The 21175-nt window shown below is 65.8% G+C and carries 18 protein-coding genes and 2 pseudogenes; 11 read left to right on the top strand and 9 right to left on the bottom strand.

The window, feature by feature from the left end; genetic code table 11:
* From A5730_RS08965 to A5730_RS08955, 3 genes and pseudogenes are all read left to right on the top strand, one after another.
* Nucleotides 1–150 (top strand): annotated as a pseudogene (locus tag A5730_RS08965) (type VII secretion protein EsxI); the annotation flags it as partial.
* A 212-nt stretch (nt 151–362) separates the two neighbouring features.
* Nucleotides 363–1136 (top strand): response regulator transcription factor, encoded by a 774-nt coding sequence (locus tag A5730_RS08960; protein WP_067898517.1) that lies wholly within the window; start codon nt 363–365, stop codon nt 1134–1136.
* Nucleotides 1133–2659 (top strand): cell wall metabolism sensor histidine kinase WalK, encoded by a 1527-nt coding sequence (locus tag A5730_RS08955; protein ID WP_067898514.1) that lies wholly within the window; start codon nt 1133–1135, stop codon nt 2657–2659. The genes A5730_RS08960 and A5730_RS08955 overlap by 4 nt, the downstream gene beginning before the upstream one ends.
* A 3-nt stretch (nt 2660–2662) precedes the next feature.
* Here the strand turns inward: A5730_RS08955 and A5730_RS25410 are convergent, their stop codons facing one another.
* A complete protein-coding gene (locus A5730_RS25410) occupies nt 2663–2749 on the bottom strand; it encodes a 50S ribosomal protein bL37 (protein ID WP_369829865.1) in 87 nt (28 codons plus the stop codon).
* 18 nt (nt 2750–2767) lie between these two features.
* Nucleotides 2768–3583: an SDR family NAD(P)-dependent oxidoreductase gene (locus tag A5730_RS08950; protein ID WP_067898511.1), complete on the bottom strand. Its 816-nt coding sequence runs from the start codon at nt 3581–3583 to the stop codon at nt 2768–2770.
* Nucleotides 3584–4058: 475 nt separating this feature from the next.
* On the opposite strand from A5730_RS08950, the gene kdpA (A5730_RS08945) reads away from it, so the two are divergent.
* On the top strand, nt 4059–5750 hold the full coding sequence (kdpA, locus tag A5730_RS08945; RefSeq protein ID WP_082946766.1) for a potassium-transporting ATPase subunit KdpA: 1692 nt from the start codon (nt 4059–4061) through the stop codon (nt 5748–5750).
* A 56-nt stretch (nt 5751–5806) separates the two neighbouring features.
* Here the strand turns inward: kdpA (A5730_RS08945) and A5730_RS08940 are convergent, their stop codons facing one another.
* Nucleotides 5807–6379 (bottom strand): DUF6611 family protein, encoded by a 573-nt coding sequence (locus A5730_RS08940; RefSeq protein ID WP_156745740.1) that lies wholly within the window; start codon nt 6377–6379, stop codon nt 5807–5809.
* 199 nt (nt 6380–6578) lie between these two features.
* Here A5730_RS08940 and A5730_RS08935 point away from each other — a divergent pair, with 199 nt between their 5' ends.
* From A5730_RS08935 to A5730_RS08905, 7 genes are all read left to right on the top strand, one after another.
* On the top strand, nt 6579–7949 hold the full coding sequence (locus A5730_RS08935) for a DUF2254 domain-containing protein (protein WP_231994651.1): 1371 nt from the start codon (nt 6579–6581) through the stop codon (nt 7947–7949).
* A gap of 243 nt (nt 7950–8192) precedes the next feature.
* Nucleotides 8193–8408: a potassium-transporting ATPase subunit F gene (locus tag A5730_RS25405; RefSeq protein ID WP_067898503.1), complete on the top strand. Its 216-nt coding sequence runs from the start codon at nt 8193–8195 to the stop codon at nt 8406–8408.
* On the top strand, nt 8408–10078 hold the full coding sequence (kdpA, locus tag A5730_RS08925) for a potassium-transporting ATPase subunit KdpA (protein WP_067898500.1): 1671 nt from the start codon (nt 8408–8410) through the stop codon (nt 10076–10078). The genes A5730_RS25405 and kdpA (A5730_RS08925) overlap by 1 nt, the downstream gene beginning before the upstream one ends.
* On the top strand, nt 10078–12228 hold the full coding sequence (kdpB, locus tag A5730_RS08920) for a potassium-transporting ATPase subunit KdpB (RefSeq protein WP_067898497.1): 2151 nt from the start codon (nt 10078–10080) through the stop codon (nt 12226–12228). The genes kdpA (A5730_RS08925) and kdpB overlap by 1 nt, the downstream gene beginning before the upstream one ends.
* A gap of 1 nt (nt 12229) precedes the next feature.
* Entirely contained in the window at nt 12230–13153 is a 924-nt protein-coding gene (locus A5730_RS08915; RefSeq protein ID WP_067898494.1) for a potassium-transporting ATPase subunit C, read from the top strand.
* 12 nt (nt 13154–13165) lie between these two features.
* Nucleotides 13166–15733: a sensor histidine kinase KdpD gene (locus tag A5730_RS08910; RefSeq protein WP_067898491.1), complete on the top strand. Its 2568-nt coding sequence runs from the start codon at nt 13166–13168 to the stop codon at nt 15731–15733.
* Nucleotides 15730–16410: a response regulator gene (locus tag A5730_RS08905; RefSeq protein WP_067816166.1), complete on the top strand. Its 681-nt coding sequence runs from the start codon at nt 15730–15732 to the stop codon at nt 16408–16410. The genes A5730_RS08910 and A5730_RS08905 overlap by 4 nt, the downstream gene beginning before the upstream one ends.
* 68 nt (nt 16411–16478) lie before the next feature.
* Here A5730_RS08905 and A5730_RS08900 read toward each other — a convergent pair.
* The 6 genes and pseudogenes from A5730_RS08900 to A5730_RS08875 all read right to left on the bottom strand — a co-directional run.
* A pseudogene (locus A5730_RS08900) lies at nt 16479–16773 on the bottom strand (hypothetical protein); the annotation flags it as partial.
* Nucleotides 16774–16945: 172 nt separating this feature from the next.
* Nucleotides 16946–17890, bottom strand: coding sequence for a Ppx/GppA phosphatase family protein (locus A5730_RS08895; RefSeq protein WP_067898485.1), 945 nt, complete (start codon nt 17888–17890; stop codon nt 16946–16948).
* Complete coding sequence (locus A5730_RS08890; RefSeq protein WP_067898483.1) at nt 17884–18372, bottom strand: DUF501 domain-containing protein; 489 nt, start codon at nt 18370–18372, stop codon at nt 17884–17886. Before A5730_RS08890 ends, A5730_RS08895 begins: the two co-directional genes overlap by 7 nt.
* Complete coding sequence (locus A5730_RS08885; RefSeq protein ID WP_067898480.1) at nt 18365–19000, bottom strand: septum formation initiator family protein; 636 nt, start codon at nt 18998–19000, stop codon at nt 18365–18367. Before A5730_RS08885 ends, A5730_RS08890 begins: the two co-directional genes overlap by 8 nt.
* Before the next feature lies 1 nt (nt 19001).
* Nucleotides 19002–20291, bottom strand: a complete 1290-nt coding sequence (gene eno / locus A5730_RS08880; RefSeq protein ID WP_067898477.1) for a phosphopyruvate hydratase — start codon at nt 20289–20291, stop codon at nt 19002–19004.
* 69 nt (nt 20292–20360) lie between these two features.
* Complete coding sequence (locus tag A5730_RS08875) at nt 20361–21089, bottom strand: lytic transglycosylase domain-containing protein (RefSeq protein ID WP_156745741.1); 729 nt, start codon at nt 21087–21089, stop codon at nt 20361–20363.
* Between the last annotated feature and the right edge of the window lie 86 nt (nt 21090–21175).

The following is a 21175-nucleotide window of genomic DNA, read 5'->3' as shown; positions in this document are numbered from 1 at the left end:
GGTTCGGTGGCCTGCCAGGAGTTCATCACCCAGTTGGGTCGCAACTTCCAGGTGATCTACGAGCAGGCCAACGCCCACGGGCAGAAGGTGCAGAGCGCCGGCAGCAACATGGCCAGCACCGACAGCGCCGTTGGGTCCAGCTGGGCCTGATCCGCGTCCTCACTCGAAGGGCCCGCACACCACGGTGTGCGGGCCCTTTGGCGTTGAACCAATAGGTCTGCCCCGCAATATCTTTGGGTCGGCTAATCGACTGATTCGACGGGGAAGCGAAGTGCCTCCGCTACGACCCCGCCCGGCCCTCACATTTGAGAACTCTATGAAGTCCGTGACAGTCACATGTGTGGTTGCCAGAATGTAGGGACATGACCGCAATGTCGGGATACGCGGGGGGTCAGCGCCCTCGCCAGGCCATCCTCGGGCAGCTGCCCCGGATCTACCGCGCCGACGGCTCACCGATCAGGGTTCTGCTGGTCGATGACGAGCCGGCGCTGACCAACCTGGTGAAGATGGCGCTGCACTACGAGGGCTGGGTCGTCGACATCGCCCACAACGGGCGCGAGGCCATGGCCAAGTTCGACAAGACCAGCCCCGATGTCCTGGTGCTCGACATCATGCTTCCCGACGTCGACGGGTTGCGGATTCTGGAGCGCGTCCGCCAATCCGATCCCTACACCCCGACGCTCTTTCTGACCGCGCGGGACTCGGTCATGGACCGCGTCACCGGCCTGACCGCGGGCGCGGACGACTACATGACCAAGCCGTTCAGCCTCGAAGAGCTTGTCGCCCGGCTGCGCGGGTTGTTGCGCCGTTCCGGTCAGCAGACTCCGCCGGCCGCCGAAACCCTCAACGTCGGCGACCTGCGCCTCGACACCGCCAGCCGTGACGTCACCCGCGACGGCACCCAGATATCGCTTTCCTCAACCGAATTCGAGCTGCTGCGCTTCTTGATGCGCAATCCCCGGCGCGCGCTGAGCCGCAGCGAGATCCTCGACCGCGTCTGGAACTACGACTTCGCCGGGCGCACCAGCATCGTGGATCTCTACATCTCCTATCTGAGGAAGAAGATCGACTCCGGCCGGAAACCGATGATTCACACCGTGCGCGGTGTCGGGTACATGCTGCGGCCACCGGAATGACCCGGCGCCGGGACGCCTTGTCCGGCGATCTTCCGGGGTGGCTACCCCGCTCGCTACGCCGCCAGTTGTTGTTGGGCGTCCTGGCCGTGGTCAGCGTGGTGCTGATGACGGTGGGAATCGTCTCCGTGTTGAGCCTGCGCGGTTACGTCACGTCGATGAGCGACGCGGACGTTGCCGGATCGTTGGACGCGTTGGGCCACTCGTACACCAAATACCGTGACAGTCAACGCAATCCTGGTGACGGCGCCAAGCCACTGGACCAGGCGATGCTGCAGTTCACCGATCAAACGCCGGGAAATCTGATCGTGGTGCTGCACAACGGCACCGTCATCGGCTCGGCGGTCTTCTCCGAAGCCGAGGCGCGACCGGCGCCCGCCGACGTCGTGCGCGCCATCGAAGCGCAGTCGTGGACCGACGGGCCGCCACGGACCGAAAACCTTGGCAGCCTGGGGTTCTACCGGCTCGACAGCCGCGTCGATGGGCCCGACGTGCTGGTTGCCGGGGTGTCGCTGAACCTCGCCGACCAAATCATCGCGCGCAAGCAGCTCACCACCACCCTGCTCATCGCGGCGGCGCTGGCGGTCACCGCGGGGCTCACCGTTTGGGTCGTCGGCTACACGCTTCGCCCGTTGCGCCGGCTGGCCGCCACCGCGGCCGAAGTCGCCGCCATGCCACTCGCCGACGACGACCACCGGATCAGCGTCCGGGTGCGGCCCCGCGACACCAACCAGCAGAACGAGGTCGGCATCGTCGGCCACACCCTGAACCGGTTGCTGGACAACGTCGATAGCGCGCTGGCGCAGCGCGCCGAATCCGACCTGCGAATGCGGCAATTCATCACCGACGCCAGCCACGAACTGCGGACGCCGCTGGCCGCGATTCAGGGATACGCCGAACTTACCCGGCAGGACAGCTCGGCGTTGCCGCCGACCACCGAGTACGCGCTGGCCCGCATCGAGTCCGAAGCGCGGCGGATGACACTACTGGTCGACGAGCTGTTGCTGCTGTCCCGCCTGGGCGAAGGGCAAGACCTGCAGAGCGAGGACGTCGACCTCGCCGAGCTCGTCGTCAACGCCGTCAACGACGCGGCGGTCGCCGCGCCGACGCATCATTGGGTGAAGGACCTGCCCGACGAACCGGTGTGGGTCCGCGGGGATCACGCACGGCTGCACCAGCTGGTGAGCAACCTGCTCAACAACGCCCGGGTGCACAACCCGCCCGGGGTCACGGTCACGACCGGGATCACCTGCCACCGCGACGGGCCCGACGCGCCGTGCGTCGAACTGACCGTCACCGACGACGGACCGGGCATCGACCCCGAGCTTCTCCCCCGCTTGTTCGAACGGTTCGCCCGGGCGGACAACTCGCGGCTCAACGGCACGGGCACCGGGCTCGGCCTGGCCATCGTCAGTTCCATCGTCAAGGCCCACCACGGCTCCGTCACCGCCGAATCCACCGAGGGCAGAACGGTTTTCCGGGTCCGGATCCCGATGATCGAGGACCCGGGCGCCCCTAGGGTGTGAGGTTCATCCTCGCGTGCCCGAGGCAGGCCGCTTCCCGTGGTTGGCCTTCTTCTTCCTTCGCGCGCGCTTCTTGTCGGCTCGCTTGGACATCGCTTCGTCTCGTTTCGATCAGCTCAGGGCAGAATCGACGAGGTGAGCGCTGAGCTTTGTCAGCCGGTCGCGAGCGCGCGGGTTATCAACCAGCGCCGCAGCCTTCGCGAGCCTCAGACCTTCGTAAAAGCCACCATTGGTCACGTCATAGTCATGCGATCCAAGGGTGGTCAACATCGGAGCGGCCTCCTCGGCCCGCCGGCCGACGCGGCCGTAGATGGGTAGCAGCCGAGTGTCGAAAACTCCAGGATCAAGGCTCAACGCGCTGACCGAACCCTCGCTGGCCTCGGCCAGAGTCTTGGTATACATCGTCAGCGCCAGCTTGGATTGCGCATAGGCCGCCAGCGGCCAATACTGCTCGCCGGCAAGGTTAGTCCACTTGATGGTCCCGCCGCGGTGCATCACCGAAGAGACGTTGAGGACTCGTCCGCCAGCCGCGACGAGCCGGGGCATCAATTTGGTGGTCAGTAGGTAGGGCGCAAGATAGTTGACCTGAAAGGTCAGCTCTGTGCCGTCTTGGGTGTAGGTGCGCCGCTCCGCGGCGGCGACCGCGGCATTGTTGACCAGCAGATCCAGGGCCGGCAGGGTCGCCGCGAGCGTGTCACCCAACTCGGCAACCTCTTTGAGGCGCGTGAAGTCGGCAACGACCAGCAACAGACGGAGCGGTTCCGCCCCGTCTTTCACCAAACGGGTCATCGCCTCTTCACCGCTGTCGCGGTCCGGGGCGTGCAGGTAGACGGTCGCGCCCTCATCGACGAATCGGCGGGCGGTTGCGAACCCGATGCCGTCTGTGGCACCTGTGACGAGAATTGCGGGAGACGTCGAATTGTTCATGCAAATAACAGCTTTCAGATATGCGGGACCGATTGCGGCCACCACACGATGGACTGAGCGGACGAATGACCGAGCGATCTGAGCCGCCGGGTGCCGAAAGGCAAGGTTCAGAAGATGATTCAACTACGCGACGGCGGCTCGTCGTCCCAACCCGAACCGTAGCGCTCCAGCACCGAAGGCACTGCGAGGGCGACGACAGTGGTTCGGGCCATGCGGCCCATGGCAGCACACGGTGATACTTGTCGGCAATGAGGCTTACAACTTCCTCACGTGCGGGCGGCTTTCCTTGATGAAGTTCTTACGCCCGCATACGCCTCGTAGCAATGTCTCGCTACATCGACCGCGGGCCCAACGGCGATCAATATTTCGTCAACGAAGGCGGCCGTCGCGTAGCGATTGCGTAACCGATCGCATATCGCCGCCCTGTCCGCCGTATCTTCCATGGAGCGTTGGGTCGGATTGAAGGAGCAGCCCCATCACCAATCCTTCTCAGTGGGTATCGACGGCCTGGCTCCAGGTCGCGGCCGTTGCCGTCTTCGTAGTGGCCCTGCACATGCCGCTCGGCAATTACATGGCCGGCGTCTATGCCGATACGCGCCATTGGCGATTTGAGAAGGTGGTCTACCGGCTGATCGGGGCCGGGCCTGACGAACGGCAGCGGTGGACGAAATACGGCACGTCGATGCTGGCATTCTCCGCTGTCAGCGTCCTCTTTCTTTACGGGCTGTTGCTCGTGCAAACGCGCCTGCCGGCGCCATGGGGGCACCGCGGCATGACGCCGGCGCTCGCTTTCAACACCTCAATTTCGTTCGTCACCAATACCAGCTGGCAGAACTATCCCGGTGAAAACACACTGGGGCACGTTGGGTTGCTGGCCGGGCTAGGTGTTCAGGCATTCGCCAGCTGCGCGGTCGGAATGTGCGTCGCTGTGGCGTTGATCCGAGGGCTTGCGCAGTACAACAGCGAGCAGATCGGAAACTTCTGGGTCGACCTGGTGCGAACGGTAGTACGCATCCTTATTCCGCTATCGATCGTCGTCACACTGATCTTGCTCGCGCTCGGGGTGGTCAACAATGTGCATGCAGCACAAGACATCACGACCATAGCCGGCGGACGCCAGACCATTCTGGGCGGCCCGATAGCAACGTGGGAATCGATCAAACTGATGTCCGGTGACGGCGGCGGCGCATTCAATGTAAACAGCGCCCACCCCTTCGAGAACCCGACGCCACTGACCAACATCGTTGAAACTGTCGCGATGCTGCTAATTCCCATCGCATTCATCCGGGCCTTCGGGGTGATGATCGGCGACAAGAAACAGGGTTGGGCGCTATTTGCCGCAGCGGCAATCTTGTTCGGCGTCGGCGGCGCCGCGCTCACCGCGTCGGATCTCGTGGCGAACGGCACGGTTATCCACGCTGTCGGACTGCCGACCGAAGGCATCGAGACCCGCTTCGGTGTGCCCGGCAGCGCCATCTTCGGTCAGGCCGCGACCGCTACTGCCGACGGCGCCGCAAACTCCTCCTACGACAGCTATACCAGTGCCGGCGGAGCAGTACTGATGCTGAACATGATGCTTGGCGAAGTCGCGCCCGGTGGTGCGGGCAGCGGGCTGTACGGCTTGCTGATGATGACCCTGCTCGCGGTCTTTCTCGGCGGGCTGATGATCGGGCGGACGCCTGAGTACCTCAAGCAGCGGCTCCATCCCCGCCACATGAAGCTCATCAGCATCTACATTTTGACCCTCCCGGTGGCGGTCCTCATCGGGACGGCAGTGGCCATTGCGCTTCCGGGTGAACGCGCCTCCATGCTCAACACAGGCCCTCACGGGCTCTCCGAGGTGCTTTACGCGTTCACCAGTGCCGCGGCCAACAACGGCAGTGCCTTCGCCGGATTCTCCGGCAACACCACGTGGTACAACGTTGCGCTCGCCCTCGCGATGGTGGTGGGGCGATTCCTGCCGATCATCGCCGTGCTCGCTATCGCAGGAACCTTCGCAACCCAGCGGCCCGGCGTCATCACCGCCGGAACGCTGCGCACGCACAGTCCGACGTTCGTCTTCCTCATCGCGGGTGTGACTCTGCTCGTTGTCGGCCTGGAGTACCTGCCCGCCCTGGCACTGGGCCCGGCGGCCGACGCACTGTCCGCGTCCTTGCCGCCCGAGTAGTACACGGTTAGCGAGGTCGCCGCCGCGGGCGGTTCTTCGGGCAGCGTGTCAGCGCATCAGATGTCCGCGATCGCCGCCGCGCTGTCATAGGCTTCCCACCAGATGGCTTCATGCTCGACCGGTGAGATGGCCCGAGTCATCAACATGCGATCGGCATTGATGAGCATTTCGACCAGCGTTCGCCATTGCGTGTACCGATACAGCTCCTGCAAGTCGGCGCTGTCGGGCATGAGGATGATCGACATCGACCTGGCTCGAACGCGGACGGGCCCGGCGCGAAAGAAGAGGAGCAGGCTGACACTCAGGTAGGCGACCGCAGCGACTGTCAGCACGGTATCTGGTGAGTTCATCGTATTGCCGAACACCATGACGCACAGCAGCATGAGCGCGGCGGCAGTAATCGGCCAAGCACGCCACAGCCGTGCCAGCCGCCGGTCGGCGGTACTGGTTCCGGGCGGGTAGATGATCAGGCTGTAGCGCCGAACACCGTACCGGCTGACCGCGGCCTCATACGATCCCCAGGGGTGGGCGCCATCGAGCAGACGCGACAACCAACCGGGTCCAGAAATCACGCCCTGGGCGGGTTGGGCAACTACGCGTTCAACGGTTTCGTCTTCAGCGTCACGCATGGTTTTGGTCTACGCCGGACCCACGGCGCCCACTGGGATCTGAACAGCATCCATACGCCCGAGCCACCAATGTTTACGGATCCTTTTCGACGGATGGCATCGCCCGGCGTGTGTGATCGGGTCCGGTGAGCACCACACTTGCAATTATCGGCGCAGGTCAGATATAAATCCGCCGTGATGGCGAGCGCTACGGTGCTCATTGCTGGGCGGCCGCGCTGACGTGATGCCACGCCTCGGGGTGAAGTGGCCACAATGGCGGCGGGAAGAGCTGCGCACCAATCTGTGGCTGGTACCGACGCTCGTAATCATCGGTGCTCTTGGGCTTTTCGGCCTGACGTTACGATTTGACCGAGCCGCTTACCATGGCCGGTTTCGGCCTCCTTCGTTCGTGATCAGCGGCACCGCCGACGCAGCCCGTCAGATCCTGACCTCGATTGCGGCATCTGTGATGACTGTGGTCGGGATCGTCTTCTCCATCACGATCGTGACGCTGACACTGGCGTCGACGCAGTTTGGCCCGCGAATGCTTCGCAACTTCATTCGCGACCGCGGCACCCAAGTCACCCTGGGAACATTCGTCGCGACGTTCGTGTATTGCGTCGTGGTGCTGGTTTCGATCGGACCTGGTGATAGAGGCGAGTTCGTCCCCCACATCTCGATCACGACCGCGTTCGGTCTAGTGCTGATCGATCTGGCGGTGCTCATCTATTTCATTCACCACATCGCCACCCAGATCCAGCTCCCCCAGGTGATCGCCGGCATCGCCAAAGACCTTGGCCAAGCAGTCGCCGCGCAAAGCGAGGATCAGCCGCGATTCGCGACGCGGAGGCCAGCCCAAGGCCCCTCGCTCGACGAGCTGCTTGCCCGAATAGAAACCTCAGGCAGCGTCATTCGCACCCCGAAAAGTGGCTACCTTCAGTTCATCCGTCACCAGACGCTGGTCCGCATCGCCACCGAGGCGGACGCGGTGATCCGGCTGCCCTATCGCCCCGGGCACTTCCTCGTCGAGGGCCGCGAATTGGCCAGCGTCTGGCCCCCCGACGCCGCCGGGCGGGTAGCTCAATATTTGGCGCACGCTCAGGCGACCGGACCGCATCGCACGCTGACGCAGGATGTCGCCTTCGGCGTCGATCAGCTCGTCGAGATCGCCATCCGAGCACTGTCGCCGGCCGTCAACGACACATTCACCGCACTGACTTGCGTCGACTGGCTTGGCGATTGCTTATGCAAGATCGCCCCGGTATGGAGTCCCACCCAAGTTCACCGCGACCAGCGCGGCGTCATCCGCGTCATCTCCGATCAGGTCAGTTACGAACGGTTGGTGCAGCGGGCGTTCGAAAAGATCCGCCAGGCCGGGCGCGGCATGCCGGCGGTGATGATCCGCCAGCTCGACGCGCTGACCACGATCATGGAACAGACAGTGGACCAGCAGCGCGCCCAAGTCCTGATGAATCAGGCGGAGATGATCGAGCGTGCGAACCTCGAATCGGTTCCGGACGAATCCGATCGCGCCGACGTGCAACGCCGATACGACGCCCTGCGGGTCCTCTATGAACGGCTCACGCCATAACCGGTCGCCTCGGTTTCATTCAAAAGCCTTGCCGTAGTTGCTTATTGGAAGCAAACGCGTTGCGCGGATGAACGAAGCAGCGTCGGCGGGACAGGCGACGATACTTCGAACTGGTGTGCGTAAAGATACCGCAAAGGTGCACCGCGAGCCCGTTAGGAAACTGTCAACCAAGGGCCCTATCGGATCGGCCCCAGCTAACTTCAAGCTGACGTTGCCTCCGAGTACTGCGCTGTTGCGGACTTGATGAGGTCTTTTCCTATGCGCGCGATCGGCGCGGAACGGAGACAAGATGGGCGTGTTGGTGTACATCGTGCTCACGGTGGCGATTTTCGCCGTGCTCGGCCTCGTTCAGAAGATGGTCGAGCGACTGTGAACTACGAAAATATCGTGGGCTTGGTCCTGTCGATCTGTCTCGCGCTCTACCTCGCGGGCGCCTTGCTGTTTCCGGAGAGGTTCTAGTGAGCACAACGACAGCGGGGCTTATCTTTCTCGCCGTTCTCGTCATCGCGCTCGCGGCGGTGCATGTCCCGTTCGGCGACTACATGTACCGGGTGTACACGTCGGAGAAGGACTCGTCCGCCGAGCGGGTGATCTATCGGCTGATCGGTGTCGATTCACGCGCGGAGCAGACGTGGGGGGCCTACGCGCGAAGCGTCTTGGCGTTCTCGTCGATCAGCATCCTGTTCCTGTTCGTGTTCCAGCTCGTGCAGGGGAAGCTTCCGCTACACCTGCATGACCCGGCCACCCAGATGACCCCGGGACTGGCGTGGAACACCGCGATCAGCTTCGTCACCAATACCAACTGGCAGGCCTATTCCGGCGAATCGACACAGGGCCACCTGGTGCAGATGGCCGGCCTGGCGGTGCAGAACTTCGTTTCCGCCGCCGTCGGGATGGCCGTGGCCATTGCCCTGGTTCGTGGTTTCGCGCGCAGGCGCACCGGCGACCTGGGCAACTTTTGGGTCGACCTGGTGCGCACGGTGCTGCGCATTCTGCTGCCGATCTCGGTCGTGGGGGCGATCGTGCTGATCGCGGGCGGAGCGATCCAGAACTTCCACCTGAATGACCAGGTTGTCACCAACCTCGGCGGCACCCCGCAGACGATTACCGGTGGACCGGTGGCCAGCCAGGAGGTCATCAAGGAGCTCGGCACCAACGGCGGCGGCTTCTATAACGCGAACTCCGCGCACCCGTTCGAGAACCCGACCCGGTGGACCAACTGGTTGGAGATATTCCTGCTGTTGGTCATCAGCTTCTCGCTGCCACGCACGTTCGGGCGCATGGTGGGCAGCACCAAGCAGGGTTACTCGATCGCGTCGGTGATGGCGTCGCTGTACTTGATCAGCGTGACATTCATGATGTGGTTCCAGCTGCAGCATCACGGCACGGTGCCGACGGCCATCGGCTCGGCCATGGAAGGTGTGGAGCAGCGGTTCGGCGTCGCGAACTCGGCGGTATTCGCCGACTCAACAACGCTCACCTCCACCGGCGCCGTCGACTCGTTCCATGACTCCTACACCAGCCTCGGCGGCATGATCGCGATGTTCAACATGCAGCTCGGGGAGGTCGCGCCCGGTGGCACCGGATCGGGCTTGTACGGCATGCTCATCCTCGCGGTGATCACCGTATTCGTTGCCGGGCTGATGGTCGGACGGACGCCGGAATACCTCGGCAAGAAGATCAATCCCCGCGAAATCAAGCTTGCCGCAAGCTATTTCCTCGTAACGCCGTTGATCGTGCTGACGGGCACCGCGATCGCAATGGCGCTGCCAGGTGAACGCGCCGGCATGCTGAACACCGGCCCGCACGGGCTGTCCGAGGTCCTCTACGCGTTCACCTCGGCGGCCAATAACAACGGGTCGGCCTTCGCCGGGATCAGCGTCAACACCAACTGGTGGAATACCGCCCTGGGTCTGGCCATGGTGTTCGGTAGGTTCCTGCCGATCGTGCTCGTTCTCGCTCTGGCCGGCTCGCTGGCCAAGCAAGGCATGACTCCTGTATCGGCGGGCACTCTGCCCACCCATCGACCGCAATTCGTCGGAATGGTCGCCGGCGTCACCCTGATTTTGGTTGCACTCACTTTCCTGCCCATGCTCGCGCTCGGCCCTCTCGCTGAAGGAATCCACTGATGACCGCGTCTACCATCGGTACGGCTGAGGAGACCCAGCCGAACGAGCACACAAGCATTAAACGGGTGCAGGGCGGCTTGCTTGACCCGAAGATGCTGTGGCGCTCAACACCGGACGCCATACGCAAACTCGACCCGCGCACCCTTTGGCGTAACCCGGTTATGTTCATCGTCGAGATCGGCGCCGCATGGAGTACCGTTCTGGCGATCATCAACCCCACCTGGTTCGCCTGGCTGACCGTGGCCTGGCTGTGGTTGACGGTGCTATTCGCCAATCTCGCCGAAGCGGTCGCGGAGGGCCGCGGCAAGGCACAGGCGGAAACGCTGCGCCGCGCCAAGAGTCACACCCCGGCCCGGCGGCTCAAGGACTGGGCGCCGGGCGCGGCGGCCGTGGAAGAAGAGGTAGCCGCGCCGCTGCTGCAGCAGGGCGACATTGTCGTGGTCGAGGCCGGGCAGGTGATACCAGGCGATGGCGACGTCATCGAAGGCATTGCCTCCGTGGATGAGTCGGCCATCACCGGCGAATCGGCTCCGGTGATCCGGGAGTCCGGTGGGGACCGCTCGGCGGTGACCGGCGGCACCACCGTGCTGAGCGACCGAATCGTCGTGCGGATTACCCAGAAGCCCGGTGAGAGCTTCATCGACCGGATGATCGCGCTCGTCGAGGGCGCCAACCGCCAGAAGACCCCGAACGAGATCGCGCTCAACATCCTGTTGGCCGCGTTGACGATCATCTTCGTTTTCGCGGTCGCCACCCTGCAGCCGCTCGCGATGTATTCGAAGATGAACAACCCGGGCGTCCCGGACACCCAGGCGCTCAACGCAAACGGTGTCACCGGTATCGTCATGGTGTCGCTGCTGGTGTGCCTGATCCCGACCACCATCGGCGCACTCCTCTCCGCGATCGGCATCGCCGGCATGGACCGGCTGGTGCAACGCAACGTGCTGGCCATGTCCGGACGCGCGGTCGAGGCCGCGGGTGACGTCAACACGTTGCTGCTCGACAAGACGGGGACCATCACCCTCGGCAACCGGCAGGCCGCTGCCTTCGTGCCGCTCGACGGCGTGACCAACGAGCAACTCGCCGACGCCGCGCAATTGTCCAGCCTGGCCGACGAAACGCCAGAGGGACGCTCGATCGTCGTCTACGCCAAGCAACACTTCGGGCTGCGCGCACGGACACCTGGCGAACTTTCACAAGCCCAATGGGTGGCCTTCTCGGCCGCCACCCGCATGTCCGGCGTGGACCTCGACGGGCACCTGCTGCGCAAGGGCGCGGCCAGTTCGGTGTCCGAATGGGTACGCAGCCAGGGCGGCAAGGTGCCCCACCAGCTCGGCGAGATCGTCGACGGCATTTCGGCCGCCGGCGGTACCCCACTGGTTGTCGGCGAGAGTCGCGACGGCGAGGCGGCGGTGCTGGGCGTCATTCACCTCAAGGACGTCGTCAAACAGGGCATGCGCGACCGATTCGACGAGATGCGCAAGATGGGCATCCGGACGGTGATGATCACCGGCGATAACCCGTTGACCGCCAAGGCGATTGCCGATGAGGCCGGCGTGGACGACTTCCTCGCCGAGGCCACGCCCGAGGACAAGCTCGCGCTGATCAAGCGGGAGCAGGAAGGCGGCAAGCTGGTCGCGATGACCGGCGATGGCACCAACGACGCACCGGCACTGGCACAGGCCGATGTGGGCGTAGCGATGAACACCGGCACATCGGCGGCCAAAGAGGCCGGCAACATGGTGGACCTCGACTCCGATCCGACCAAGCTCATCGAGATAGTCGAGATCGGCAAGCAGCTGCTGATCACCCGCGGCGCGCTGACCACCTTCTCGATCGCCAACGACATCGCAAAGTACTTCGCGATCATTCCGGCCATGTTCGTCGCCCTGTTCCCTGGGCTCGACATGATCAACATCATGCGGCTGCACAGCCCCCAGTCGGCGATTTTGTCGGCGGTGATCTTCAACGCGGTCGTCATCGTAGCGCTGATCCCGTTGTCACTGCGCGGTGTCCGATACACGCCGAGCAGCGCGTCAAAGTTGTTGAGCCGCAATCTTTACATCTACGGCCTCGGCGGCATCGTAGCGCCGTTCATCGGAATCAAGGCAATCGACCTCATCATTCAATTCGTCCCCGGGATGTCCTGACATGAAGTTTTCCAATTTCGTCCGCGTGCACTGGGCGGCCTTTCGCGCGCTTCTCGTGCTGACGGTTGTCACTGGTCTCGCCTACCCGCTGCTTATCTGGCTGGTGGCGCAGATACCGGGACTCCACGACAAGGCCGAAGGGTCAATCCTCACCGCCAACGGCAAGCCGGTCGGCAGCCGGCTGATCGGCCAGCTGTTCACCGACAAGGCCGGAAACGCGCTGCCGCAGTACTTCCAGAGCCGCCCCTCGGCAGCCGGCAACGGTTACGACCCGACGTCAACCAGCGCAAGCAACCTGGGCCCGGAAAGCATCGTCGACACCCCCGCTGACCCGGCCCAATTGGCGGCCGGCAAGTCCGCGTCCGATGCGGGCTTCAAACCGGGCCTGCTGACGACCGTGTGTTCGCGCAGCGCGGCGGTGGGCCAGCTGGAAGATGTGGACGGGTCTCGTCCGTTCTGCACAGGCGGCGGTGTGGGCGCCGTGTTGTCGGTGATCGGGCCGCGCGACACCCGCGGAAACGTCACCCACCCCACCCAGGTGATCAGCGTCAACGAGCCATGCCAGACGACCTCAACGCCTTTCCTGAACAGTTTCGAGGGCGTACGGGTGCAGTGCGCAAAGTACGGGGAGGACTACACGATCGGCCAGATCGTGCCCATCCGGGGCGCCGCACCCGCCGACCCCGCCGTGCCAGCGGACGCCGTCACGGCCAGCGGCAGCGGCCTCGACCCGAACATCTCACCGGCATACGCCAACATCCAGGTCGGCAGGGTGGCGAAGGCCCGGCACGTCAGGCCCGATCAGATACGCGCGGTCGTAGCCCAATACACCAGCGGCCGCACTCTTGGGTTTTTCGGTGAACCGTGCGTCAACGTGTTGCAGCTCAACCTGCAACTCGATCACCAATATCCAGTCTCGAGCTAGCGCGATGGGTGGATGATGGTTGACGTGACTGCCGTTGACCACCGTCCGAAACGCGGCGAGCTGCGGATCTATCTCGGTTCGGCTCCGGGCGTCGGCAAGACGTATGCGATGCTCGGCGAGGCACATCGTCGCCTGGAGCGCGGCACGGACTTGGTGGCCGGCGTGATCGAGACCCACGGCAGGGCGAAAACCGCTGAGCTGCTTGAGGGCATCGAGTTCGTCCCGCCGCGCTTCATCGAATACCGCGGCAGCACCTTCGCCGAACTCGACGTGCCGGCCGTGCTTGCCCGCAAACCGCAGGTGGTCCTCGTCGACGAGCTCGCCCACACCAACACTCCGGGCAGCAAGAACGCCAAGCGCTGGCAGGACGTCGAGGAACTGCTGGACGCCGGGATCACGGTGATTTCCACGGTCAACGTCCAGCACCTGGAAAGCCTCAACGACGTCGTCGCTGCGATCACCGGCATCGAGCAGAAAGAGACCATCCCGGATTCCATCGTGCGGCAGGCGTCGCAGGTCGAGCTCATCGACATCACGCCGGAGGCGTTGCGCCGCAGGCTATCTCATGGAAACGTGTATGCGCCCGAGCGGATCGACGCGGCACTGTCGAACTACTTTCGCCGTGGGAACCTCACCGCGCTAAGGGAACTGGCGCTGCTCTGGCTCGCCGATCAGGTCGACACCGCGCTGGCCAAATACCGCGCCGAGAACAAGATCACCGAAATATGGGAGGCCCGCGAGCGCGTGGTGGTGGCCGTCACCGGCGGCCCGGAGTCGGAGACGCTGGTGCGGCGCGCATCCCGGATCGCGTCGAAGTCCAGCGCCGAGCTGATGGTGGTGCACGTCATCCGCGGTGACGGGCTGGCCGGCCTCTCGGAGGCACGGATGGCCAAGATCCGTGAGCTGGCGAGCAGCCTCGACGCTTCGCTGCACACCGTGGTCGGCGACGATGTGCCCACGGCCCTACTCGATTTCGCTCGCGAGATGAACGCCACTCAGCTCGTCATCGGCACCTCCCGGCGATCGCGGTGGGCGCGCATCTTCGAGGAGGGCATCGGCGCGACGATCGTCGAGCGGTCGGCGAAGATCGACGTGCACCTGGTCACCCATGAGGAGTCCAAGCGTGGCTTCCGGGCGGCGTCGATCTCCCCCAACGAACGACGCGTGGCGTCGTGGCTGGCGGCCGTCATCGTGCCATCCGCCATATGTGCGGTCGCGGTGACCGTTCTCGACCCGTATCTGCAAACCGCCGGTGAGAGTGCGCTGTTCTTCATCGGCGTTCTGCTGGTGGGCCTGCTGGGAGGTGTTGCGCCGGCGGTCCTTTCGGCGGTGCTGTCCGGGCTACTACTGAACTACTTTCTGACCGCTCCCCGGTACAGCTTTACCATCGCCGAGCCCAACGCGGCGGTCACCGAGTTGGTGTTGCTGATGATCGCGGTCGCCGTCGCCGTGCTGGTCGACGGAGCGGCCAAACGCACCCGGGAGGCCCGCCGCGCCTCGCAAGAGGCCGAGTTGCTGACGCTGTTCGCGGGCTCGGTGCTGCGCGGGGCCGACCTCGAAACGCTGCTCGAGCGCGTGCGCGAGACCTACTCGCAGCGCGCGGTCAGCATGCTGCGCGAGCCCAGCGAGGAGGAACGCGCCGGTGGAAAGCGGGCCGAGGTGGTCGCCTGTGTTGGCCGGGACCCGTGTGTCACCGTCGATTCGGCCGACAGCGCGATTGAGGTCGGCGACGACGAGTTCTGGATGTTGTTGGCGGGCAGGAAACTGTCGGCGCGCGACCGTCGGGTGCTGGGCGCGGTGGCCAAGCAGGCCGCGGGCCTGGTCCGGCAGCGCGAGCTGGCCGAGGAAGCCAGCCGGGCCGAGGCGATCGTGCGCGCCGACGAGCTGCGGCGCTCCCTGCTGTCGGCGGTCAGCCACGACCTGCGGACGCCGCTCGCGGCGGCCAAGGTCGCGGTGTCCAGCCTGCGCGCCGAGGACGTCGCGTTCTCGCCCGCGGACACGGCGGAATTGCTGGCGACCATCGAGGAGTCGATCGACCAGCTGACCGCGCTGGTGGGAAACCTGCTCGATTCGTCGCGCCTCGCCGCCGGCGTGGTGCGCCCGGACCTGCGCCGCGTGTATCTCGAGGAAACGGTGCAGCGTGCGCTGATCAGTATCGGCAAGGGCGCCACCGGTTTCTATCGGTCCGCCATCGACCGGGTGAAGGTGGACGTCGGCGACGCTGTGGTGCTGGCCGATGCCGGTCTCTTGGAACGGGTCCTTGCCAATCTGATTGACAACGCGCTGCGGTACGCGCCCAACTGCGTCGTTCGGGTCAACGCGGGGCGGGTGGGTGACCGTGTGCTGATCAACGTCATCGACGAGGGGCCCGGCATCCCACACGGGACCGAGGAGCAGATCTTCGAGGCGTTCCAGCGCCTCGGCGATCACGACAACACCACGGGGGTCGGTTTAGGCATGTCGGTAGCGCGCGGCTTCGTCGAAGCCATGGGCGGCACCATCACCGCGGGTGACACCCCCGGCGGCGGGCTCACGGTGATGGTGGAGCTGCCGGCGCCGGAACCGATTGGTGCGCAATGACGCGCGTGTTGGTGATCGACGACGAGCCGCAGATTTTGCGTGCGCTGCGCATCAATCTGTCGGTGCGGGGCTACGAGGTGATCACCGCGTCGACGGGAGCCGGCGCGCTGCGCGCCGCCGCCGAGCACAAGCCCGACGTGGTGATTCTCGACCTGGGTTTGCCCGACATCTCCGGCATCGATGTGCTGGCCGGCCTGCGGGGCTGGCTCACCGCCCCGGTGATCGTCCTTTCGGCGCGCACGGATTCGTCGGACAAGGTCGAGGCCCTCGATGCGGGGGCGGACGACTACGTCACGAAACCCTTTGGCATGGACGAGTTTCTGGCCCGGCTGCGCGCGGCGATCCGCCGCAACACCGCGGCGTCCGAGCTGGAGCAGCCGGTGGTCGAGACGGACGCCTTCACCGTCGACCTGGCCGCCAAGAAGGTCACCAAGAACGGCGCGGAAGTTCACCTCACCCCCACCGAGTGGGGAATGCTCGAGGTGCTGGTGCGCAACCGGGGCAAGCTGGTGGGGCGCGAGGAGCTGCTCAAAGAGGTGTGGGGGCCGGCCTATGCCACCGAAACACATTATCTTCGAGTGTATTTGGCGCAACTGCGGCGTAAGCTCGAGGACGATCCGTCGCAGCCCAAGCACTTGCTGACCGAATCGGGCATGGGGTACCGCTTCGAGGCGTGAGTCCTTTGGGTCCGTCCACGAGTCACATCCGTCACTTTCACCTCCGCCCCGGGAGCATTCGACTCTTCGCCCGCCTCAGAGCGACAATTTCGCCGCCTCCCGCAGAGCCAGCACGCGCTGGTGAATGCGGTATTCGGTGGACCGCGGGATGGACCCGGGCCCATACTTTCCCCAACCGACGCGACGGACTCGGTCTCGCGCGACTTCCCAACGCAGGGCGTCCGAGATGACTTTTGATGGCCTGCCGCTGACGTGAAAGCCCTGCCGGGTAAGGGCTTCGATCAATTCGCCGATGGTCGCTCGCCCGTTGTGGGCGAGATGCGTCGTCAGCACGTAACGCAGTTCGATTCCTTGGAGCTTCATGGCCGCACCTTGGCATACCGGTCTGACATCCGGCGATTGTCGCTATGAGGTGGGCAAAACGTCGAGTCCTCCGGCTAGGGACTGGTGTGGCCGGTGTTACTACTCTGGTGAACCCGGTCGGATTCGTCCCGTCAGTTGTCGCTGCGACCCGGGCAAACAGTCGACCCCTGACTCACCCCGCGATCGACAGCACGATGCCGTCCAGGATGTCGTGCTCGCTGACGGTCAATTCGTCGATGCCGGCGCGGGCGCGCAGCTCGCGCGCCAACTCCTCGACCACGATCGCGCCCCCGCCGATTACATCGGCCCGTCCCTCGTGCATCGGCGGCAACGCGGCGCGCTCGGCGCGCGGCATGGCGATCAGCCGCTCGCACACCGCCAGCAGGTCGCCGCCGGGAACGCGCGAAAGGTGAATGGCCGCAGAGTCATACGTCGTCATGTTGTGGGCCAGCGCGGACAGCGTGGTCATCGTCCCGGCCAGCCCGACCCAGGTCCGCGCCCCCTGAACGGGCACCACCCCCAGCGCGACGTCGAGCCGCTCGCGCACCACGGCGCGGGCCGCCGCCACCTCCTCGGGTGTCGGCGGGTCGGAATGCAAACAGCGCTCGGTCAGTCGGACGCAACCGATGTCGGCCGAGTAGCTCGCCACCACGACGTCCCCGCCGAGCACGATCTCGGTGGAGCCTCCGCCCAGGTCGACGACGACGAAAGGACCTGTGGCAGGGTCTAATTCACCAACGGCACCGCGGAACGACAGGGCGGCCTCTTCGGCGCCGCTGATCACCTCCGCCACCGCGCCGGGCACGACGGCGCCCAGCACCTCGGCCGTCATCGCAAAGAAGTCATCACGATTCGCGACGTCGCGAGCGGCCGACGTGGCCACCATCCGCACCCGCTCGACCCCGTGCCGCCGCAGCAGGGCGGCGTAGTCGGCCAGCGCATCGCGGGTTCGGGCGATCGCCTCCGCCGCGAACTGACCCGTGGCATCGACACCCTGGCCCAGCCGCACGATCCGCGTCTCCCGGTGCACATCGCGCAGCCGGCCGTCGCGCACGTCGGCGATCAGCAACCGAATCGAGTTCGTGCCACAGTCGATTCCGGCGAACCTGCTCACCATTGGCCCGCCACCAGGATGCCGGCCATCGCGGGCTCGGGCGCCAGGATCGCCAGCGCCTCGTCGCCGAGCGGATTGCAGCCGGGCCCCTTGGCCAGCGAGTGCGCGATCAGCACGTGCAAACACTTCACCCGATCCGGCATTCCGCCGCCGGAGAACGTCGTCCCCAGCGGCTCGATCGCGTCGCGCTCGGCCAGATATGACTCGTGCGCCCGTCGATACGCGGCCGCCAATTCGGGGGCCCGACGCAGCCGTTCGGACATCTCGCGCATCAATCCCGTTGTCTCCAGCCGGCTCGCGGCCGCGGTCAGCACCGGATGGGTCAGGTAGTACAACGTCGGAAAGGGCGTTCCGTCAGGAAGTTTCGGCGCGGTCTTCACCACGCCGGGCTCACCGTTGGGGCAGCGATAGGCGACCTCGAGCACGCCGCGCGGCTCACGCCCGAGTTGACGCGCCACGGCCTCCAGGTCGGCACGATCAACCACCGGGCGTCGTGGGGTTGGGTTCGGGCGGGGGCACAGTGGCCGGCGGCAGGTGCGGTGCGTCGGCGATGGTGTGCCACAGCGACGTGTACCAGGGATCGGTGCTGGCCGGTTTCGCCGCCTGACCCGCCGGCTCGCTGGGAGCCGCCGTCGGCGGAAGCTGAACCTGGAAGGGGATGTCACCCGGTTTCACGAACCCGAGCCGTTCGCGGGCCTGCGCCGCGATGTAGGCCGGGTCCCCGAGTTTGGCCTTTCGCTGCTCGAGGTCGGCGATTTGACGGCGCAGCGCGGCTTCGCTTGCCGTCAGCTGATTCATCTCGGTGCGCTGCGCGAAGTAGGTGCGCACCGGGCCGGCGATGGTCAGGGTCAGGACGCACACGACCGCGGCGAGCACCGCCGCGCGCCGCGCCGTGAAGCCGAGCCGCTGCTCGGACCGCTGCTCGACGGACTCGGCGACCTGGCGCTTGATGGGCTCGACCACATGCTCGTAGACCGAACGCGGGCTGGCCTGCTTCGCGGTTTGGGACGGCTTGGATGACGGCTTCGCCGTACGGCGGCGCCGAACCGGATCCCCGGCCTTCCCCGGGCGCGATGCCGGGGAGCGCCGTTTCGGATCCGGCTTGGCGGGCAAGCTATTTGGCCTCCGGCGCGTAGCGCGGGAAGGCCAGATCGCCGGCGTATCGGGCGGCGTCGCCCAGCGCCTCTTCGATCCGCAGCAGCTGGTTGTACTTGGCGACGCGCTCGCTGCGGGCAGGCGCACCGGTCTTGATCTGCCCGCTGCCGACCGCCACGGCCAGGTCGGCGATCGTGGTGTCCTCGGTCTCGCCGCTGCGATGGCTCATCATCGTGCGGTAGCCGCTGTGGTGCGCGAGCGCGACGGCGTCGAGCGTCTCGGTGAGCGTGCCGATCTGATTCACCTTGACCAGCAACGCATTTGCGACGCCCTTCTCGATGCCTTCCTCGAGGCGCTCGGGATTGGTGACGAAGATGTCGTCGCCGACGATCTGCACGCGGTCACCGATCGATGCCGTCAGGGCCGCCCAGCCGTCCCAATCGTCTTCGGACAGTGGGTCTTCGATGGACACCAGCGGATAGGAGTCGAGCAGCCCGCCGTAGAACTCGGCCATCTGCTCGGCGCTGCGGGTGCTGCCCTCGAAGGTGTATCCGGTGCCGTCGGTGTAGAACTCGGTGGCCGCCGCGTCCAGCGCCAGCGCCACGTCGACGCCCAGCTTGAAACCGGCCGACTCGATGGCCCGCCCGATCAGGTCCAGCGCCGCGGTGGTGCCGGCCACGTCGGGCGCGAAGCCGCCCTCGTCCCCCAGCCCGGTGCTCAGGCCCTCCTTCTTCAGCACGGACTTGAGCGAGTGGTACACCTCGGCGCCCCAGCGCAGCGCCTCACCGAAGCTCGGGGCGCCGATCGGCGCCACCATGAACTCCTGGATGTCGACGGCGGTGTCGGCGTGCGCGCCGCCGTTGAGGATGTTCATCATCGGCACCGGCAGGATGTGCGCGTTGGGGCCGCCGATGTAGCGGAACAGCGGCAGTTCGGCGGAATCGGCGGCGGCCTTGGCGACGGCCAGCGACACGCCCAGGATCGCGTTGCCGCCCAGGCGGGACTTGTCGGGGGTGCCGTCGAGGTCGACCAGCGCCTGATCCACCAACCGCTGGTCGTCAGCGTTGAGCCCGATCACCGCCGGGCCGATCTCGTCCAGGACGGCCTCGACGGCCTTGCGCACGCCTTTGCCGCCGTAACGCTCACCGCCGTCGCGCAACTCGACGGCCTCGTGCTCGCCGGTCGACGCGCCGGACGGCACGGCCGCGCGGGCAAACGTGCCGTCGATCAGGGCGATCTCGACCTCGACCGTCGGGTTGCCGCGGGAATCGAGGATTTCGCGGGCCCCGACCTGCTCGATAATCGGCACTGGGTTTCTCCTTGTGTTCGTAGCTGGTGCCGGCCTCGCCGCCGATAGCGTAAAGCCTGATACATCCTGCTACAGCGGGTGACCCGCCGCGTAGGCGGTCGCCCAGTCGCGCACCGCGCGCGCGTAGACGCCGGAGTTGTTGTAGGCCCGCAGCGCGGTGATCCAGCCGCGGGGCGTTGCCAGATCCTTACCGCGCCAACACAGGTAACCGGCCGCCGCGAGCGCCGCGTCGTCGATGTTGTCCGGGCTGACGCGGCCGTCGTTGTGGGCGTCGACGCCGTACAGCCGCCAGGTCTCGGGGATGAACTGCATCGGCCCCATGGCCCGCACCACCCCGTCGTCGTCGGCCACCTCTTCCTCGCTGTCGACGATGCGCAGCGTGCCGCCGCTGCCGTCCAGGCGGACGCCGCGGATCGGGGGGCTGACATCGCCGTTGGGCGCCAGCCGCGCGCCGCGGTAGGTGCCGTGGTGGCTCTCGACCTGCCCGATGCCCGCCAGCGTGGTCCACGCGATGTGGCACTTCGGGTTTTCGACCTGGGCGACCCGGGCGGCGTACGCGTAGGCCTCCAGCGCGATCACCGGGATCTCCAAGGTCGCCGAGCGCTGTTCGGCCCACGCCCGCAGCTGATCCGCGGGCCGCCCACTGGCGTGGGTGTCCACCGGCGGCACGGGCGCCCCGGCCGGCGGCGGGACGCCGTCGGGAATGAACAGGCTGAGCTGCCAGGTGCAGCTGGAGGCCAGCAGCATCGCGGTCGCGCCGATCACGGCGGCCGCGCGCAACCAACGCCTCGGCGACACCATGCTGGTTAAAGCTCCCTCAAATCCCCTGCGCCAACTTCCGCCTAACCATCGTCCCATGGGTTTCGGTGTTGTCCGGTTGCGTT

Origin of the sequence: Mycobacterium sp. ACS4054, assembly GCF_001667275.1 — a bacterium.
Classification (GTDB): Bacteria; Actinomycetota; Actinomycetes; order Mycobacteriales; family Mycobacteriaceae; genus Mycobacterium.
Note: the sequence above shows the minus strand (reverse complement) of the source record. Positions and strands in the feature narration are given on the sequence as shown.

Coding starts and splice junctions, on each gene's coding strand:
- A5730_RS08960 (WP_067898517.1), top strand. CDS start 363: ATGACCGCAATGTCGGGATACGCGGGGGGTCAGCGCCCTCGCCAGGCC.
- A5730_RS08955 (WP_067898514.1), top strand. CDS start 1,133: ATGACCCGGCGCCGGGACGCCTTGTCCGGCGATCTTCCGGGGTGGCTA.
- A5730_RS25410 (WP_369829865.1), bottom strand. CDS start 2,749: ATGTCCAAGCGAGCCGACAAGAAGCGCGCGCGAAGGAAGAAGAAGGCC.
- A5730_RS08950 (WP_067898511.1), bottom strand. CDS start 3,583: ATGAACAATTCGACGTCTCCCGCAATTCTCGTCACAGGTGCCACAGAC.
- A5730_RS08940 (WP_156745740.1), bottom strand. CDS start 6,379: ATGCGTGACGCTGAAGACGAAACCGTTGAACGCGTAGTTGCCCAACCC.
- A5730_RS25405 (WP_067898503.1), top strand. CDS start 8,193: ATGAGGTCTTTTCCTATGCGCGCGATCGGCGCGGAACGGAGACAAGAT.
- kdpB (WP_067898497.1), top strand. CDS start 10,078: ATGACCGCGTCTACCATCGGTACGGCTGAGGAGACCCAGCCGAACGAG.
- A5730_RS08915 (WP_067898494.1), top strand. CDS start 12,230: ATGAAGTTTTCCAATTTCGTCCGCGTGCACTGGGCGGCCTTTCGCGCG.
- A5730_RS08910 (WP_067898491.1), top strand. CDS start 13,166: ATGATGGTTGACGTGACTGCCGTTGACCACCGTCCGAAACGCGGCGAG.
- A5730_RS08905 (WP_067816166.1), top strand. CDS start 15,730: ATGACGCGCGTGTTGGTGATCGACGACGAGCCGCAGATTTTGCGTGCG.
- A5730_RS08895 (WP_067898485.1), bottom strand. CDS start 17,890: ATGGTGAGCAGGTTCGCCGGAATCGACTGTGGCACGAACTCGATTCGG.